Origin of the sequence: Citrobacter sp. Igbk 16, from assembly GCF_028069755.1 — a bacterium.
Lineage (GTDB): Bacteria > Pseudomonadota > Gammaproteobacteria > Enterobacterales > Enterobacteriaceae > Citrobacter.
In genome coordinates, this window is record NZ_JANEWJ010000023.1 from 1 (window position 1) to 18,091 (window position 18,091).

The window sequence follows — 18,091 nt, forward strand, 5'->3', positions numbered from 1 at the left end:
ATATAACTTGTTTTTTATTATCACATTCGAAATGTTCACCATACTTAGATAAACACTTATCCAACTTCCCAAACTCCACAAGCGGCTTATTTGTAGATAACATTTTCGCATTCCTTGCAATAAATGCCCGTCAAATCCGTGACGGGCATTATTACGAATAAATTACCTTATTTTATCTGCAATATAGTTCTTACCAGGTATATTTAACACCTACGTTTGCAGACCAGTCTTGATCAACATCGCCACCACCGAGGTAGTTAGCATCGGTGTACGCGCTGAAGTTTTTGGTAAAGCTGAACTGAGTACCCAGTCCAACACGTACCGCAGAACCTTCTACACCGTTGTCGATAGAGTCACCGTTTACGTCAGAATCGTTGTTAGAGTCGTCGTAAACGTAGGCCAGTTTGAAGTACGGAGTCAGCGCCTGGTCGTCGCTGTAGACGAAGGTATAGCCTGCATCTACACCCAGTTCGTAGCGCATGCTGTCATAAGACTGGCCGTCAACTTTCATGTCGTTGCTCAGCTTATAGTCATCACCAGACTGGAACAGACCGGATATGCTGCCGTAAGGCGTTACGTAACCTGCGTCACCCAGCTTCAGGTCATACCCCAGTTTCAAGCCAAAGCCCCAGGCATCAGAAGAGGTGCTGCCATCAACATACTGACCGTTGCTCATGTTGGCAGACAAATCGTTGTTGAAGTGAGAGTAGCTTAAGTTACCATCAACAAAGATGTTGTTGGCAAAGCGAGCAGAAGAGTAAATGTAGGCAGTCTGGCTGTCCTGATCCACCTGACCGGTACGGTCGCTCATATCACCTTTCGCGAAGCCTGCTGCAGCACCGACAATCCACTTAGCGTTGTTACCATCAATTTTGGAATCAACACCGACCATAATGCCGTTAACATCCTGATCGTAGTTAATGGTGCCGTTATCCGCATCGAAGCTACCACCGAAGTAGCTTACCCATGCACCACCGTTATCAACCAGACCATGACGTGCGTTAGTCAGACGAGTACCAACGGTATCTTGTTCCAGGTTCCAGATATTGGTGTTCGCAGACGGGATGCTCAGCGCCATGTTCGCGTAGTCTGTCAGTTCCATCTGCTGCAGAACAACGGTGTTACCTTGCTGCTGCGCCTGATAGGTGTAAGCACCCAGGTCAGCTTTGTTGGCTGCAGAGAAGGTCGCAGTGCTGTTCGTGTCGTTAACGTAGATCAGCTCGTTACCTTTGTAATCAGCAACAGAACCTGCGCCAGTAGCGTTATCGATGCGAACTTTATAGTTACCGGTTGCCGCCGCAACGTGGTCACCATAGTTATCAACTTCAGACTGATCGCCTGAGGTATCGGAATCGCCGTTACCGTTGATAGTCAGATGACCATCAGAGTTCATCGCGATCACGCCATAACCGTAGTTAGACTGAGATTTATCGTTAGTGCGATCGTTAGTCAGGTCAGCATTCAGCACATAGTCAGTACTGTTGATGTCGAAAACACCCGCGTTAACATGATTATAAGCGTCGGTGTAGCTGGTCAAATTCAGGGTATCAACCTGCAGCGCATTACCGGTACTGTTGCCCACATCCAGAACGCCGTTGTTAGTGACGTTAATGGTGTTTGCATAGAGCGCTGCATTACCCACGCTCCAGCCAGCAGATACGTCATCAGCAATCGTTACAGTACTGTTGTCGATAGACAGAGTATCCGTTGCAACATGACCATCTTCATTGATGTTCAGTGCAGAACCACCAGTCAAGCCAATAGTGTCGGAGATCAGGGTAGAATCACCAACATTGACAACCGAACCACTGTTAATGCTCAGAGTATCAATCAACGACGTTTTGGTGGTATCCCACTGTGAAGCACCGTTCAGCGTGACATTGAACAGACCGCTCTGATAAACCTCATTACCTACCACATGACCATTTTCGTCATAAGAGGTCGTGTCGTTATCGATGCCGTAGGTTGAATCCGGCCACAGGCTGTTAGCGGTGATGTCTATCAGACTAGCTGTAGCTTCAGTACCCGCAGCATAGCTGTCATAAACACCGTCACCATCGGAGTCAACCTGGTGCACGGACATTGCCGCCCCCACCCACTTACTGCCATTGTTCAGGGTCAAATCCAGGCGGTCAGTACCATCCCAGCCGTTGGTATCCAGGTCTGCATCGGTATCACGGTAAGTATCAGCACCGTTCGGGAAGAAGTTTTCATCGAAATTGCTGGAGAACAGCACGTCGCCCATCAGCGTGGAATTGTTCAACGTGGCCGTCGTCTGCATCGCGTTATCCGCATTTGGGTTTGCAATAGCCGCTAATGCAATATCGTCAGCGGTATAAGAGCCGCTGTAGTCGCTTGCATTGCTGGTATTACCAAACCAGCCGGAGGTTCCTTCATCAGACCATGAACCAGAGGTTACAGTAGAATCGCTGACAGAGAGGGTGTTGTTAAACACTTCACCGCTGTTTACGCCGGTGCTAACGGTATTATCGTCAATATCTGCCCAATCATAACCCTGAGTCAGGGTTATGCCAGCGACATGAGAGTTAGCGGAGATAGACAGATCAACTTCTTGATCCAGCGTGATAGCCGTACCCAGATTATAAACATCGACTACGTGCGTGTCAGCTGCGTCATTATATGTACCGTTGTAGGTATAATGTTCGTAGTTGTCATCAATCGTTGAATTAATAACGTTCATCGCCAGGCGATCGTAGTAATAGTCGGTAGCCGTACGATTAGTACAATCCGTGGCCATACATTCGGATGTCACCATACCATGAATGGTACTGTTTTTAATCGTCAGGCTGTTGTTATTGCTGTTAGTAGGCAGTCCATCATCCAGGTAATAAGTCGAAATAACGCCGTTGACTGTGGCGTTATTGATTACCGGATAAATATCACCATTATAAATACTATCAGTGCCGTAATTATTCCAACCAACATACCCATCATAATAAACGCCATCAGCATATGAGACATCATTATAATGAGTGAACGTTGTGTACGTATTTCCAGAAATATCAGTTGAAGCATTTGCCTGAGAAGTAATTGCCAAAGTGCAGGCTAATGCTAATTGTGAGACTACCAGCTTCTTTTTCCAAGTGTGCATTTGTCATCCCTCCTCAGGGACGTAATATTGTTGATCCATCAATTATCAATGCAAATAAAAACATTTTATGTTTCACAGAAGCGATTATGCGGTTTCACAAAGGAAAGGTTCAATTACTCTTTAACTTAAGTCCGATTACAGACAATAGATAAGATCACCCACTAAATAATGGAAAAATGAAAAAACCATTTATTTTAAATGGTTACGTAGAAAACAAAGGATAAAACCATACATTATTTTTATGATTAAATGAAAAATACAGAATTAAAAAATATATTTAAAAGCGAGCTAAGTTACTAATCTAAACATTAAACAAATTGCCTCACAACACAATTAATCATAATAAAAATAGTAGATATCACGAAAAATACACACGATAAATAATATAAAGCACACATAGCACCGCCATAACCCCGACATAAAGCCAATTTTCGTAACCCCCCCGCCATCAGGTTCGGGTATACTACGGCCTTCGATTTCACAAACATCAGGCATACCATGACAGACCTAATCCAACGCCCTCGCCGCCTGCGCAAATCCCCTGCGCTGCGCGCTATGTTTGAAGAGACAACACTGAGCTTAAATGACCTGGTGTTGCCGATCTTTGTTGAAGAAGAACTCGACGATTACAAAGCCATCGAGGCCATGCCAGGCGTGATGCGCATTCCGGAAAAACATCTGGCACGCGAGATTGAACGCATTGCCAACGCCGGAATTCGTTCGGTGATGACCTTCGGTATTTCCCACCACACCGATGACACTGGCAGCGACGCCTGGAAAGAAGACGGTCTGGTGGCGCGCATGTCGCGTATCTGTAAGCAGACCGTACCGGAAATGATCGTCATGTCCGACACCTGTTTCTGTGAATACACCTCTCACGGTCACTGCGGCGTATTATGCGAGCACGGCGTTGATAACGATTTAACCCTGGCCAATCTTGGCAAGCAGGCGGTGGTTGCCGCCGCAGCGGGTGCTGACTTCATCGCGCCTTCCGCCGCGATGGACGGCCAGGTGCAGGCGATTCGCCAGGCGCTGGACGCCGCAGGCTTCACCGATACCGCGATCATGTCCTATTCCACCAAGTTTGCCTCTTCGTTCTACGGCCCGTTCCGTGAAGCCGCCGGCACTGCGCTGAAGGGCGATCGTAAAACCTATCAGATGAACCCGATGAACCGCCGCGAGGCAATCCGTGAATCATTGCTGGATGAAGCTCAGGGTGCAGACTGCCTGATGGTCAAACCGGCGGGTGCCTATCTGGATATCCTGCGCGATATCCGCGAGCGCACCGAGCTGCCGATTGGCGCTTATCAGGTCAGCGGTGAGTACGCGATGATCAAATTCGCGGCCATGGCCGGTGCTATAGATGAAGAGAAAGTGGTGCTGGAAAGCTTAGGCTCGATCAAACGCGCTGGCGCAGATCTGATTTTCAGCTACTTCGCACGCGATCTGGCTGAGAAAAAAATCCTGCGTTAATTCCTTTCAACGCCCCGCAATGCGGGGCGTTTTATCATAAAACGTCACCAAACCGCCATCTAACCGACACATCGCCCTTCTACTGTCACAAAAGGACAGAGGAGGAGCCGCTATGTTTAGTCTCGACAATGTCATCGACGACCTGTGGCCAGAAGCGAGGCCCGCCCCGTGGCAAAAAAAAGTACTGAGAAAACTGTTACATGAAGAGGAATTCCAACAGTTTGCCGCTCGTCACCGCCATCTGAAAGGGTTAGATACCGTCGAACAGGTGCTGGAGCATCTCAACATTCACTGTCAAATTCCGGTCCGTAGTCTGGAACAAATTCCCGAACAAGGGCCGCTGGTTATCATCGCCAACCACCCTACCGGCACACTCGACGGTCTGGCCCTGCTGTACGCCGTCTCTCGCGTTCGCCGCGATGTTAAAGTCGTCACCAACCGCATGCTCACCCATCTCGAACCGCTCAGTTCGCTGTTTATTCCGGTGGATAATATCAATGGCCGCACCGCTAAAGCGGCGCTACAGCTGATGGACCGACAGTTGCAAAACGGCGGTGTGCTGATCTTCTTCCCGGCCGGTGAGGTTTCGCGCATAACCCGGCGCGGCATTCACGATAAAAAATGGCACTCCGGCTTTATTAAGCTCGCCGCCAAATACCGCGCACCGCTCTTGCCTGCATGGATTGAGGCACGCAACAGTACGCTGTTTTATGCCAGCACTCTGGTGTCGCAAAACCTGCCGATGCTGTTGTTAATGCAGCAGATGTTCCGCCGCCGTAACAGCAACCTGCCGGTGACCATTGGCGAGCAAATTGCGTGGCCGACATGGTGTACGCCGCAAACCACACCACGAGAAATGACAGACAAGTGCTACCGGCACGTTCAGCTACTGGGGAAAGGACAGCCGGGCGTCTTCAAAACTGAAAGCGCGATCGCTCGCCCGGAACCTCGTGCCCTGCTCAAGCGCGAGCTACACCAGGCCGAGTGCCTGGGACGTACAGCAGACGGTAAGGTTATCTATCTCTGGCAACGTAACGGTCAGGAAGAGGTTCCGTTGCTCCGTGAGCTGGGTCGTCTGCGGGAAATCGCCTTCCGTGCGGTAGGTGAAGGCAGCGGCAAACGCCGCGACATCGACAGTTATGACGATGACTATCTGCATCTGATCCTGTGGGATGAAGATGATCTGGAGATCGTCGGCGCCTACCGCTTTACGCCGACCGCACTGCAGATGGAAAAGCGCGGGCTGGACGGAATTTACAGCTATAGCCTGTTTCATTACGACGAACGGATGGACGATATCCTCCAGCACGGCATTGAGCTGGGGCGCAGCTTTATTCAGCCACGCTACTGGGGACGCCGCGGGCTGGACTATCTGTGGTCCGGTATCGGCGCGTATCTGGCGCGCCATCCACACTATCGCTACCTGTTTGGCCCGGTCTCTATTTCTGGTGGGCTACCGCCTTCGGCCCGCGATCTGCTGGTTGCCTTTTATCGCCTGTGGTTTCCGGCAACACATCCGCTGGCGGAGTCGCGTCGACCGTACCCGGCCTCGTTACCCGACGCACTGGCGCAGTTTGGCGGGGAAGATTACAGCGAAGACCTGACGCGACTGAAATCGCTGCTCGGCAACCTTGGTTGTGGTATTCCACCACTCTACAAGCAATATTCCGAAGTGTGTGAGCCAGGTGGCGTACAGTTTATCGACTTTGGCAGCGACCCGGACTTTAACAACTGCGTGGATGGTTTGGTACTGGTGGATTTAACGTATCTGAAGGCAAATCGCTACCAGCGGTATATCGGACCGCATTTGGTTTCGCAGCCAGAATAAGACGTTTGTGTCGCCATTCGGCACGGTGTCGCAGCGTGCCGAATGGTGTAATTCTCTGTCACGACGCACGATAGAACGGCTTATCCCCTAAAATCGTGGCCCGATGCATAATGCGCCGCTGCGGCAGATAATCCGCATTGGCGTAATGCTGCGTTACGCGGTTATCCCAAATTGCCACATCGTCAGGCTGCCAGCGCCAGCGCACCTGAAACTCTGGTTTAGTGACATGCGCAAACAGAAACCCGAGTAGCGCTTCGCTCTCTTTCTCCGTGACATCCACAATCCGCGTAGTAAATCCCTCGTTCACAAACAGCGCCTGTTTACCGCTTACCGGATGCGTTCTCACCACCGGATGCAGCAACGGGGGATGTTTGGCGACCGCTTCCAGCCAGCGCTGGTGCTCTTCTTCCGTCTTACGGTATTTATACTCCTGGAACGATTTGCGGAAATCATGCTCCGCCCGTAGGCCGCTCAGCAACTGACGAAACGGCTCAGAGAGCGCCTCATAAGCGGCAATTCCACTGGTCCACAGCGTATCACCTCCGGTCGAAGGCAGCGTTTTTGCTGCCAGAATTGCCCCGGCTGGCGGTGTGTCGATAAAGGTCACATCGGTGTGCCAGTTATCGTTATCTGGCGGATTATCGTTGTGAGTATCCAGCACGATAATCTCCTCCACGTCTTCGGCATGCGGGTAGACCGGATGAATATGCAGATCGCCAAAACGTAGCGCCAGCGCTCTCTGCTGCTGCGGCGTAATCACCTGCTCACGCAGGAACACCACCTGATGGCGCAGCACCGCATGATAAAGCTGCTCAAACTGGTTATCGCTTAGCGGACGCGTCAGGTCCGCACCGGAAATTTGTGCGCCAATATACGGCCCCAGCGGGGTAATGCTCAGACGTTCACTCATTGTACTTCTCCATGCCAGGGCGTCAGACGACGCTGAACCGCGCGCAGACCCAGTTCTAAAATAAAGGCGATAACGGCAATGACCGCGATCCCCGCCAGCACCACATCCGTTGCCAGAAATTCACCGGCGGACTGGACCATAAAACCCAAACCTCGCGTGGCAGCAATCAACTCTGCGGCCACCAGCGTTGACCAGCCGACACCCAGTCCGATGCGCAGCCCGGTCAGAATTTCAGGCAATGCACCGGGTAAGATAACAAACCACAACACTTGCACACGGCTGGCCCCCAATGATTGTGCGGCGCGTACTCTTACCTGCTGCGCGCTGCGGACACCAGCCAACGCCGACATCGCAACAGGCGCGAAAATCGCCAGGTAGATCAATAAGATCTTGGAGGTTTCACCAATACCAAACCAGATCACCATCAGCGGTAAATAGGCCAGCGGCGGAACCGGACGGTACAATTCAATGATCGGATCGAGAATGCCGCGAATTGTCGGGCTCAGGCCCATCGCGATCCCGACCGGAACGCCCAGCAGTACGGCGGCCAGCAGGGCGATGACAATTCGCGCCAGGCTCGCTGCCAAATGTTGCCACAGCGTGGCATCCATAAATCCTTGTGGCCCAGCGATGGTGATCAACTTTTGCAGTACCTGACCGGGCGCTGGCAAAAACAGTGGACTGATTAATTGCAGCGCTGCCACCGTCCACCACACCGCCAGAATGACGACCAGCGTACTAAGGCTTAACGTTATCTGACGTGAAAACGGCCAGCGCCAGTTCAGCGTGCGCTGTCGCGGCTTATCATTAATAACTACGCTCATGAGAACGCCTCCCGTTGCGCAAAGACGCGGCTTAACACGTACTCGCGCATGGCAATAAACTGCGGATCGGACTTTATACTGCGGCTCGCTTCCCCGGCCACAAAGCGCCGGGCAAAGTTAAGCGGCAGACGCTCCATCACCCGACCAGGGCCGGATGAGAGCAGCACCAGGTCGGTGGCCATAAATACCGCTTCTTCAATATCATGCGTAATTAGCAACACCTGTTTGCCGGTCTCATGCCAGAGTTTCAGCAGCAGGGTTTGCATCTGCTCGCGGGTAAACGCGTCGAGCGCACCAAACGGTTCATCGAGCAGCAGGAGCTGTGGATTAGCCGCCAGCGCCCGGGCCATGCCAACACGTTGACGCTGGCCACCAGAAAGCTGCCAGATAAAACGTTTTCCGGCACCGTCCAGCCCTACTTTCTGCAACATCTCCTGGGCGATACGCTGACGCTGCACTTTCTCTACCCCTGCCAGTTGCAGACCAAAGGCCACATTATCCTGCACGTTACGCCAGGGCAGCAGACCTTCATTCTGGAATACCACCCCGCGTTCCGCACCCGGACCTTCCACCTTCTGACCTGACAGCGTAATGCTGCCGTGCTGATACGGCACGAACCCGGCAATCAGATTCAGCAGCGTGGTTTTGCCGCAGCCGGAAGACCCGAGCACCACCAGCAGTTCACCGCTATCAAGCGTCAGGTTGATATCGTCCAGCACCGGTTTTCCACCGTAGCTGGCTGCGAGATGAGAGATTTGCAGCATCAGCGCCTCCTTTTATTGCACGAAGCGATCGGTAACGTACTGGCTGTAATCCGTCGCGACAGCAGGCACTTTGCCCTGCTCTTTGAGGAACTGCGCAGTATCGACAATCGCTTTGTTTACCGGTCCGGTAAACTCGGCGGTTTGCTGTTGCACAGTCAGGTAGGTATTCCCTTTCACCAGCCCCGGCACATCTGCCTCCGGCACGCCGCTTAAGCGCGACAGCTTGCTGATATTCTCCGGCTGTTTCAGCCATTCATCGGGGTTAGCAATATAGGGTTGCTGCGCATCAATCGCGCTTTTGGCAAAGGCTCTCACCACCTCGGGATGTTTCTCGGCAAAATCTTTGCGCACCACCCACACGTCCAGCGTCGGCGCACCCCACTCACCAACCTTTTCAGAATCAGTTAATACCTTGCCCTCTTTTTCCAGCGCATTGACGGCCGGTGCCCAGACGTAAGCACCATCAATGTCGCCACGCTGCCAGGCGGCAATAATTGCCGGTGGCTGCAGGTTCACAATCTCCACCTGACCGGGTTTGATACCCCAGTGTTTCAGTGCAGCCAGCAGGCTGTAATGGGTGGTGGAAATAAACGGCACGGCAATGCGTTTGCCGATCAAATCCTCCGGCTTACTGATATTTTTCTTCACTATCAGCGCTTCAGAGCTACCCAGTTTTGACGCCAGCAGGAAAACTTCAATAGGTACCTGCTGACTGGCAGCTACGGCCAGCGGGCTGGAGCCGAGATTGCCAATCTGCACATCGCCGGAAGCCAGTGCACGCACGATGCTCGCCCCGCTGTCGAATTTGCGCCAATCAACGGTGGCTCCGCTCTCTTTAGCAAAGGTGTTATCCGCCTGCGCCACTTTGGCCGGTTCGGCGGAAGTCTGATAGGCGACAGTGACGTTTACCGCCTGAGCCTGAAATGCGATGAATGCCAGTGCGGTAAGAAGTGTGTTACGCGATGAAATAACCATGATTGTCTGCTCCCCTGTCTTGTTATGGAGGCAGTATTTCGTTGCGGCACAATTTGATAAAGGAATTAAAAATTCTGGCTAAGAACAAAGCGTTTTTAGAAAAAAAGCGGCAATAGTTAGCTATTTCGCTCATTACAGAACGTAGGCCGGATAAGGCCCTCACGCCACCATCCGGCAATCAATGCCTGATGCGCTGCGCTTATCAGGCCTACACTCGCTACAACACCCGGCAAATTATTGCGATTTTGTTACATTCGTTACATAACTGCGCCTGGATGATTGCCAGCGTGGCGCTGGCAGGCATCATAGATATCCTTGTCAGGCAAGAGAGCAATATCATGATTCATGTTGTGCTGGTGGATGACCATGTGGTGGTGCGTTCCGGCTTTGCGCAATTACTCGGTCTTGAAGAGGATCTCGCCGTTATCGGCCAGTACAGCAGTGCGGCAGAGGCCTGGCCGGCATTACTGCGCGAGGACGTCAATGTCGCGGTCATGGATATCGCCATGCCGGATGAAAATGGTCTGAGTCTGCTAAAACGGCTGCGGGCGCAAAAACCCGGCTTTCGCGCCATTATTCTCAGTATTTATGACGCGCCGACGTTTGTACAAAGCGCGCTGGATGCCGGGGCCAGCGGTTATCTGACCAAACGCTGTGGACCGGAAGAGCTAGTACAGGCGGTGCGCTCAGTCGGTATGGGAGGCCATTACCTGTGCGCCGACGCGCTGCGGGCGTTACGCGGTGGTGAGCAACCTGCACAGGTGCTGGAGGTATTAACCCCACGCGAACGCGAAGTGTTTGATCTGCTGGTCAAAGGTGACAGCGTGAAAGAGATCGCCTTTAAGCTCGACCTCAGTCATAAAACGGTCCACGTCCACCGTGCGAATGTACTGGGCAAGCTGCAATGTCAAAGCACCATCGATCTGGTGCATTTTGCTCTCGACCACCAGTTGCTGACGGGGCATTAATGTCTCGCTCTGCTCGCCACTGGGTTATCTCTCTGTTTATTCTGCTGGCCTGGGGTTCGGGCTGGCTAATGCTGTGGACGTTAGGTTTTTACCTGACCCATAACGGTCAGCAGGCGGCATTATTTCTGCCGCACGGCGTGTATCTCGCGCTCTTGATCCTGCTGTCCCGCCGCTACTGGCCCGCGCTGGTATTGCCGCCAGTGTTGATCCTGTTCTGGCTGCACAACGAACAGTTACTCAATGGTTATCTTCTGCTGGCCGCACCGCTGATAAGCCTGATACCGGCCAGTATCGGTCAGTCATACTGGCACCGCTTCCCGCTCTACTGGCAGCGGCTCACCTTGTTGCTGGCTGCCGTGACGGTCACGTCGCTGCTCAATACCACGCTGCTGTCTCCCTTTATTCAAAGCCCGGCGATGTTGATTGGGCTGGCATCGTTTACCGGTGGCGTGCTGCTCACCCCGTTTGTTTATCTGATCTACGAATTTCTGCGCCAGCAACACCGCTATCATTTACTCGGTCTGGATACGACCAATCCGCCGCTGCGCACTTCACTTATCATCTGGTGCAGCCTGTTCTTTATTATTGGTATTGGCACGCAGATGGTGCTCTCGCCAGACATCGAACGCCTGCTGCTGATTGTTGTGTTCCTGCCCAACGTGGTGATGGCATGGAAATTCGGCTGGCAGGGCGGCGTTTTGTCCGGACTGCTCGGCAGTATGATGATCACCATCGCCCGCCAGATAGGCGTGGGGTTTAGCAACCTCGTCGAACTGGAGATTTTCCTCGCCACCCAGGCGCTGCTGGGCATAGGGCTGGGAATCGCCATCAGCCGCCAGCAGCATCTGGCGCAAAACCTGCACCATTATCGCCAGCGTCTGGAAAGCGAACTGGCGGCCCGCCGCGCGTTGACTGAACAACTGATCCGCACGGAAGAAAACACGCGCAAAAGCCTGGCGCGGGAACTGCATGATGAAATTGGCCAGAACATTACCGCCATTCAAATTCAGTCTCAGTTGGTTAAACGTTCGCAGGGTCCTGAGCAAGCGCTCGACGCGGCGAACCAGATCAACGATCTTGCCCGGCGTATCCACCACTCGACCCGCCAATTACTGCGCCAGCTACGCCCGCCCGCGCTTGACGAGCTGTCTTTTAAAGATGCGCTACACCATCTGGTCAATGAATTTGCCTTTGCCGAACGGGGTATTCACTGCCGGTTTGATTACCGACTGGCAAATACGCCTGAAAATGAAACGGTGCGCTTTACGCTGTACCGTCTGTTGCAGGAGTTACTCAATAATGTCTGTAAACATGCCGATGCCAGCGAGGTGTCGATTGCGCTGCGCCAACGGGATCGCTGCCTGTTGCTGGAAGTCACGGACAACGGCGTGGGCATTCTTCCTGAAAAAATTCCCGGCTTTGGTATCCAGGGGATGCGTGAACGGGTCAGCGCGCTCGGCGGCGAGCTGACCCTCGAGTCTCACCACGGCACGCGGGTAATTGTTAACCTGCCCACAAATTTGCAACAAACCGCCCCTTAACCAGGAAAAAGTCTTAGTCACTCCGGACTTTCTCTCATCCCCTTTTGCTTTCGCTTACCTATAGTCAGCACAAACGGAGACAGCTATGCATGCACGCTCAGCCAGCGAAACAGACCAACGCTATCGGGCACTACGTCCCCGGCTGCTGATGTGTATGGTGGTGGGATACGCCGCGTTTTACCTGACGCGCAAAAGCGTTAACTACGTGCTCCCGGCACTGCAAACGGATCTGGGACTGGATAAAAGTGATATCGGTCTGTTGGGATCGCTGTTTTACCTGACCTATGGTTTGTCGAAGTTTACCGCGGGACTCTGGCACGACAGCCACGGGCAGCGCGCATTTATGGGAATAGGCCTGTTCGCTACCGGCATCCTGAACGTGGTGTTCGCGTTTGGTGAATCGCTAACGCTGCTGCTGGCGGTCTGGACGCTCAACGGATTTTTTCAGGGCTGGGGCTGGCCGCCCTGCGCCCGCCTGCTGACCCATTGGTATTCGCGTAACGAACGCGGCTTCTGGTGGGGCTGCTGGAATATGTCAATCAACATCGGTGGGGCCATCATCCCACTGATTAGCGCCTTTGCCGCCCATTGGTGGGGATGGCAGGCAGCGATGCTGGCACCAGGGATCATCAGCATGGCATTAGGTATCTGGCTGACGCTGCAACTGAAAGGCACGCCCCGCGAAGAGGGACTCCCTACCGTTGGAGAATGGCGGCATGACCCGCTGGAACGTCGTCAGGAGCAGCAAAGCCCACCGATGGGGTTGTGGCAAATGTTACGCACCACCATGCTGAAGAATCCGATGATCTGGCTGCTGGGGGTGTCGTATGTGCTGGTGTATTTGATCCGCATCGCGCTCAACGACTGGGGCAACATTTGGCTGACGGAAAGCCACGGCGTGAATCTGCTCAGCGCTAATGCCACGGTGATGCTGTTTGAGGTCGGCGGCTTGCTCGGTGCGCTGTTTGCCGGCTGGGGATCGGATTTGCTGTTCAGCGGCCAGCGTGCGCCGATGATTTTGCTGTTCACGCTGGGGCTGATGGTTTCCGTCGCCGCGTTGTGGCTGGCGCCGGTTCACCACTACGCGCTGCTGGCTGTCTGTTTCTTTACCGTGGGCTTTTTCGTTTTTGGCCCACAGATGTTGATTGGTCTGGCGGCCGTCGAATGCGGACACAAGGCGGCAGCAGGTTCAATCACCGGTTTTCTCGGGCTCTTCGCCTATCTGGGGGCCGCGTTAGCGGGTTGGCCGCTGTCGTTGGTCATAGAACATTACGGCTGGTCGGGGATGTTCAGTTTGCTCTCGGTTGCCGCTGTCTTTATGGGTTTATTGCTGATGCCGCTGCTCATCGCGGGTATCGCCCCTTCTCTCAGTCAAAGGATAAAACAATGAAACTGACGCTTACCTCTACCCTGATTGCCTCTACTCTGACGCTGGCTGCCTTCAGCAGTGCGGCACAAGCACAAGGTCGTCTGGTGGTCTATTGCAGCGCCACGAACGAGATGTGTGAAACCGAAACCAAAGCCTTCGGCGACAAATATGACGTGAAGACGTCGTTCATTCGCAACGGCTCCGGCAGTACGCTGGCGAAAGTCGATGCCGAGAAGAAAAACCCACAGGCGGATGTGTGGTACGGCGGTACGCTGGACCCGCAGTCTCAGGCGGGCGAAATGGGTCTGCTGCAACCGTATAAATCACCAAACCTCACACAAATCATGGAGAAATTCCGCGATCCGGCAAAAGTAAAAGGCAACCTCTCCTCCGCGGTTTATGTCGGTATCCTGGGCTTTGGCGTCAATACTCAGCGTCTGAAAGAGAAAAACCTGCCGGTGCCAAAATGCTGGAAGGATCTGACCAAACCGGAATACAAAGGCGAAATCCAAATTGCCGACCCGCAAAGCTCCGGTACCGCCTACACCGCACTGGCGACCTTTGCCCAACTGTGGGGTGAAGATCAGGCCTTTGACTACCTGAAACAGCTCAACGCCAACGTCTCTCAATACACTAAATCAGGCATTGCCCCAGCGCGTAACGCCGCCCGTGGCGAAACGGCGATTGGCATTGGCTTCCTGCACGACTACTCGCTGGAAAAAGAACAAGGTGCCCCGCTGGAGCTCATCTCCCCATGCGAAGGTACCGGCTATGAAATTGGCGGTGTCAGCATTCTGAAAGGTGCGCGTAACCTCGACAACGCCAAACTGTTCGTTGACTGGGTACTGTCAAAAGAGGCTCAGGAGCTGGCGTGGAAGAAAGGCAAGTCCTATCAGATCCTGACCAACACCACCGCCGAGACCTCGCCAAACTCGCTGAAACTCGACGATCTGAAGCTTATCAATTACGACATGGATAAGTACGGTTCCACTGACGTGCGTAAAGCGTTGATCAATAAGTGGGTTAGCGAAGTGAAGATGGGTAAATAAAACATGATGACCTTCTTCGGATAAGGTTACGTAGGCCGGATAAGGCAACGCCGCATCCGGCAACGATTGTCACCCTGAATGCCGGATGGCGCATACGCTTATCCGGCCTACATCAGGATTGAACACCGGAAACGCTATGTCACAGACACTTGCACTCCATCCCGTGAAAAAACGGGATGCGATATTCCTTTGGGTTTTGCTCGGCTGGCTGGCATTTGCCTTGCTGCCAAGCTGGAGCCTGGACTATGGCCTGCTGGAGTCCACGCGCGACGAAATTCTCGACGCCTACAGTTGGTCACATTTCAACATTAGCTGGCTATGGTATCTGCTGCCGAGCCTGCTGCTGGTGCGTCCGTTTAATGAAGCCCGACGCGAACAGCGCAGCCGCCATTATCTTGACGCGGGCTGGGCATTCTTCTGCATGGCCTTTATCGTTGCCAGCGCCACCCTTGAAGGGCGCGGCTTAGGTTATGCCACCATCGTACTGTTTGTCGCCCTGGGCGCAATCATGACCCTGGCGCTTACCCGTCTGGAATGGCTAGGTGGTGACCGTTTCGTCATCGGTTCGCTCACCGCGATTGTCGCGCTGATCGGTATTTTTATCGTCTGGCCGAGCATCGCCATTTTCATTCCGATGTTCACCAACGACGCCGGGGAGTTTGCCCCGCTGGCGTTTATGAATGTGCTGTCCCAGGCGCATATTATTCAGGTGATCCTCAACTCGATTATGTTGTCGATTGCCGTTGGTATTGGCTGTACCTTCTTCGGTCTGGTGCTGGCGATCTACACCACCCGCATCGCCAAACGCAGCGCCATTATCGGACGTATTTTCTCGATTCTGCCGATCGTCACCCCGCCGTTTGTCGTTGGCCTGGGTGTCACCCTGATGATGGGACGCTCCGGCTACATCACCGAATTTATGGTCGAGTGGTTTGGCTTAACCAACACCAACTGGCTGTACGGCTTTACTGGCATTTGGCTGGCGCAGGTACTGGCCTTTACCCCGATGGCGTTTATGATCCTCGACGGCGCGATCAAAACCATTCATCCCTCGCTGGAAGAGGCGTCATACACCCTGCGTGCCAGCCGCTGGCAGACCTTTAACGGTGTATTTGTCCCGCTGCTGAAACCGGCGCTGGCGAACGCCTTTTTGATCGTGGTGGTGCAGTCGCTGGCCGACTTCAGTAACCCACTGGTGCTCGGCGGCAACTTCGACGTGCTGGCAACGCAAATTTACTTCTATATCACCGGCTCACAGCTCGACTACCAGGCCGCCAGTACGCTGGGCGCTTTCCTGCTGCTGTTCTCACTGCTGGTATTCTGCGTGCAGTACATGTGGATCGGTAAACGCTCGTACGTCACCGTTTCTGGTAAATCCTATCGTGGCGACGTGCAGCCGCTACCTGTCACGCTGGTGTGGAGCGTGGTTGCCCTGCTGGCGGTGTGGATTGCCTTTAACGCCCTGCTGTACGGCAGTATTTTCTACGGCAGCTTCACCGTCAACTGGGGCGTGGACTACACCCTGACGCTGGCGAACTTTACCAAATTGTTCGGCCAGGGAATGAGCGACGGTGCATGGCCTTCACTGCTCGATACCCTACTCTACGCCGGGATTGCCGCACCGATCACCGCCATCTTCGGTCTGCTTATCGCATGGATTGTGGTGCGTCAGCAGTTCAAAGGTAAGAAGACCATCGAGTTCACCACCATGCTGTGCTTTGCCGTACCGGGTACCGTCGCGGGTGTGTCCTATATTCTGGCCTTTAACAGCGCCCCGGTATACCTCACCGGTACCGCAGCCATCGTCATTATCTCGATGGTGATGCGTAACGTACCGGTCGGTATTCGTGCGGGTATCGCGGGCTTAGGCCAGATCGATAAATCACTGGATGAAGCCTCACTCAGCCTGCGTGCCGGTTCGCTGCGTACTATTACGCATATCCTGCTGCCGCTGCTGCGCCCGGCAATCCTCTCGGCGCTTATCTACAGCTTTGTCCGTGCTATTACCACCGTCAGCGCCATTGTGTTCCTCGTCACACCGGATACCCGTGTGGCAACGGCTTACATACTGAACCGCGTAGAAGACGGCGAATACGGCGTGGCAATTGCCTACGGTTCAATTCTGATCGTGGTGATGCTGGCGATTATTTTTATCTTTGACTGGCTGATCGGTGAATCACGTACTTCCCGTTCAAAAGCCAAAAACCAGGCGTAATGGAGCGCACTATGACTCAGAAAAATTTCGTTGAACTGCGCAACGTCACCAAACGATTTGGCAGCAACACGGTTATCGACAATATCAACCTCACCATCCCGCAGGGGCAAATGGTGACGCTGCTCGGCCCGTCCGGTTGTGGCAAAACCACCATTTTGCGCCTGGTTGCCGGACTGGAAAAACCGAGCGAAGGGCAGATTTTTATTGATGGCGAAGACGTCACCCACCGCTCTATTCAGCAGCGCGATATCTGTATGGTATTTCAGTCCTACGCCCTGTTTCCGCATATGTCGCTGGGGGAAAACGTCGGCTATGGTCTGAAAATGCTTGGCGTATCGCGCTCAGAGGTGAAGGCTCGCGTCAAAGAAGCGCTGGCGATGGTCGATCTGGAGGGTTTCGAAGACCGCTATGTCGATCAAATCTCCGGGGGGCAGCAGCAGCGCGTGGCACTGGCGCGCGCGCTGATCCTCAAACCAAAGGTACTGCTGTTTGATGAGCCGCTAAGTAACCTTGATGCCAACCTGCGCCGCAGCATGCGCGATAAGATCCGCGAGCTGCAAAAACAGTTTGATATCACCTCGCTGTACGTCACCCACGATCAGAGCGAAGCCTTTGCGGTGTCCGATACCGTACTGGTCATGAACAAGGGGCACATCATGCAGATTGGCTCACCGCAGGATCTCTATCGCCAGCCGGCCTCACGCTTTATGGCGAGCTTTATGGGCGATGCCAACCTGTTTCCGGCGACCTTCAGCGACAAATACGTGGATATCCACGGCTATCATCTGCCGCGCCCGCTGCACTTTGGCACGCAGGGGGAAGGCATGGTCGGCGTGCGCCCGGAGGCCATCACGCTTAGCGATCGCGGCGAAGAGAGTCAGCGCTGCGTGATCAGCCACGTGGCCTATATGGGGCCGCAGTATGAGGTCACGGTGGAGTGGCACGGGCAGGAGATTCTATTGCAGGTTAACGCCACGCGTCTGCAGCCGGACGTTGGCGAACAGTATTACCTCGAAATCCACCCGTACGGCATGTTTATCCTGGCGGATGCGGCATGATTTGT

13 protein-coding genes and 1 pseudogene are annotated in these 18,091 nt (G+C 53.7%); 8 read left to right on the forward strand and 6 right to left on the reverse strand.

Annotated elements, in window-relative coordinates:
• Both NNO03_RS15425 and ehaB read right to left on the reverse strand, forming a co-directional pair.
• Positions 1–103 (reverse strand): annotated as a pseudogene (locus NNO03_RS15425) (transcriptional regulator); the annotation flags it as partial.
• An 87-nt stretch (positions 104–190) separates the two neighbouring features.
• The gene (ehaB, locus tag NNO03_RS15430) at positions 191–3,112 is read right to left on the reverse strand and encodes an autotransporter adhesin EhaB (protein ID WP_271449910.1); all 2,922 of its coding nucleotides are present in this window, start codon (positions 3,110–3,112) and stop codon (positions 191–193) included.
• A 498-nt stretch (positions 3,113–3,610) separates the two neighbouring features.
• Between ehaB and hemB the strand changes: the two genes are divergently transcribed.
• Both hemB and NNO03_RS15440 read left to right on the forward strand, forming a co-directional pair.
• The gene (hemB, locus tag NNO03_RS15435; protein WP_137384668.1) at positions 3,611–4,585 is read left to right on the forward strand and encodes a porphobilinogen synthase; all 975 of its coding nucleotides are present in this window, start codon (positions 3,611–3,613) and stop codon (positions 4,583–4,585) included.
• A 112-nt stretch (positions 4,586–4,697) separates the two neighbouring features.
• The gene (locus NNO03_RS15440; RefSeq protein ID WP_271449911.1) at positions 4,698–6,413 is read left to right on the forward strand and encodes a lysophospholipid acyltransferase family protein; all 1,716 of its coding nucleotides are present in this window, start codon (positions 4,698–4,700) and stop codon (positions 6,411–6,413) included.
• 58 nt (positions 6,414–6,471) lie between these two features.
• On the opposite strand, the gene tauD is transcribed toward NNO03_RS15440, so the two are convergent.
• From tauD to tauA, 4 genes are read right to left on the reverse strand one after another with little or no spacing between them, the layout of a single operon-like run.
• Positions 6,472–7,323, reverse strand: a complete 852-nt coding sequence (tauD, locus tag NNO03_RS15445) for a taurine dioxygenase (protein ID WP_271449912.1) — start codon at positions 7,321–7,323, stop codon at positions 6,472–6,474.
• Complete coding sequence (gene tauC / locus NNO03_RS15450) at positions 7,320–8,147, reverse strand: taurine ABC transporter permease TauC (RefSeq protein WP_271449913.1); 828 nt, start codon at positions 8,145–8,147, stop codon at positions 7,320–7,322. The genes tauD and tauC overlap by 4 nt, the downstream gene beginning before the upstream one ends.
• A complete protein-coding gene (tauB, locus tag NNO03_RS15455; RefSeq protein ID WP_271449914.1) occupies positions 8,144–8,911 on the reverse strand; it encodes a taurine ABC transporter ATP-binding subunit in 768 nt (255 codons plus the stop codon). Before tauB ends, tauC begins: the two co-directional genes overlap by 4 nt.
• 12 nt (positions 8,912–8,923) lie before the next feature.
• Positions 8,924–9,886 (reverse strand): taurine ABC transporter substrate-binding protein, encoded by a 963-nt coding sequence (gene tauA, locus NNO03_RS15460; RefSeq protein ID WP_271449915.1) that lies wholly within the window; start codon positions 9,884–9,886, stop codon positions 8,924–8,926.
• A gap of 338 nt (positions 9,887–10,224) precedes the next feature.
• Here tauA and NNO03_RS15465 point away from each other — a divergent pair, with 338 nt between their 5' ends.
• The 6 genes from NNO03_RS15465 to fbpC all read left to right on the forward strand — a co-directional run bounded on the left by NNO03_RS15465 (position 10,225) and on the right by fbpC (position 18,086).
• Positions 10,225–10,854, forward strand: coding sequence for a response regulator transcription factor (locus NNO03_RS15465; RefSeq protein WP_271449953.1), 630 nt, complete (start codon positions 10,225–10,227; stop codon positions 10,852–10,854).
• On the forward strand, positions 10,854–12,395 hold the full coding sequence (locus NNO03_RS15470; RefSeq protein ID WP_271449916.1) for an MASE1 domain-containing protein: 1,542 nt from the start codon (positions 10,854–10,856) through the stop codon (positions 12,393–12,395). The genes NNO03_RS15465 and NNO03_RS15470 overlap by 1 nt, the downstream gene beginning before the upstream one ends.
• A gap of 85 nt (positions 12,396–12,480) precedes the next feature.
• Positions 12,481–13,785 carry an MFS transporter family glucose-6-phosphate receptor UhpC gene (gene uhpC, locus NNO03_RS15475; RefSeq protein ID WP_271441119.1) on the forward strand — a complete coding sequence of 435 codons (1,305 nt, stop codon included), beginning with the start codon at positions 12,481–12,483 and terminating at the stop codon, positions 13,783–13,785.
• Positions 13,782–14,813, forward strand: a complete 1,032-nt coding sequence (locus NNO03_RS15480) for an ABC transporter substrate-binding protein (RefSeq protein ID WP_271449917.1) — start codon at positions 13,782–13,784, stop codon at positions 14,811–14,813. Before uhpC ends, NNO03_RS15480 begins: the two co-directional genes overlap by 4 nt.
• Before the next feature lie 136 nt (positions 14,814–14,949).
• Complete coding sequence (locus NNO03_RS15485; RefSeq protein WP_271449918.1) at positions 14,950–17,028, forward strand: iron ABC transporter permease; 2,079 nt, start codon at positions 14,950–14,952, stop codon at positions 17,026–17,028.
• A gap of 11 nt (positions 17,029–17,039) precedes the next feature.
• On the forward strand, positions 17,040–18,086 hold the full coding sequence (fbpC, locus tag NNO03_RS15490; RefSeq protein ID WP_271441122.1) for a ferric ABC transporter ATP-binding protein: 1,047 nt from the start codon (positions 17,040–17,042) through the stop codon (positions 18,084–18,086).
• The last annotated feature ends 5 nt before the right edge of the window (positions 18,087–18,091 follow it).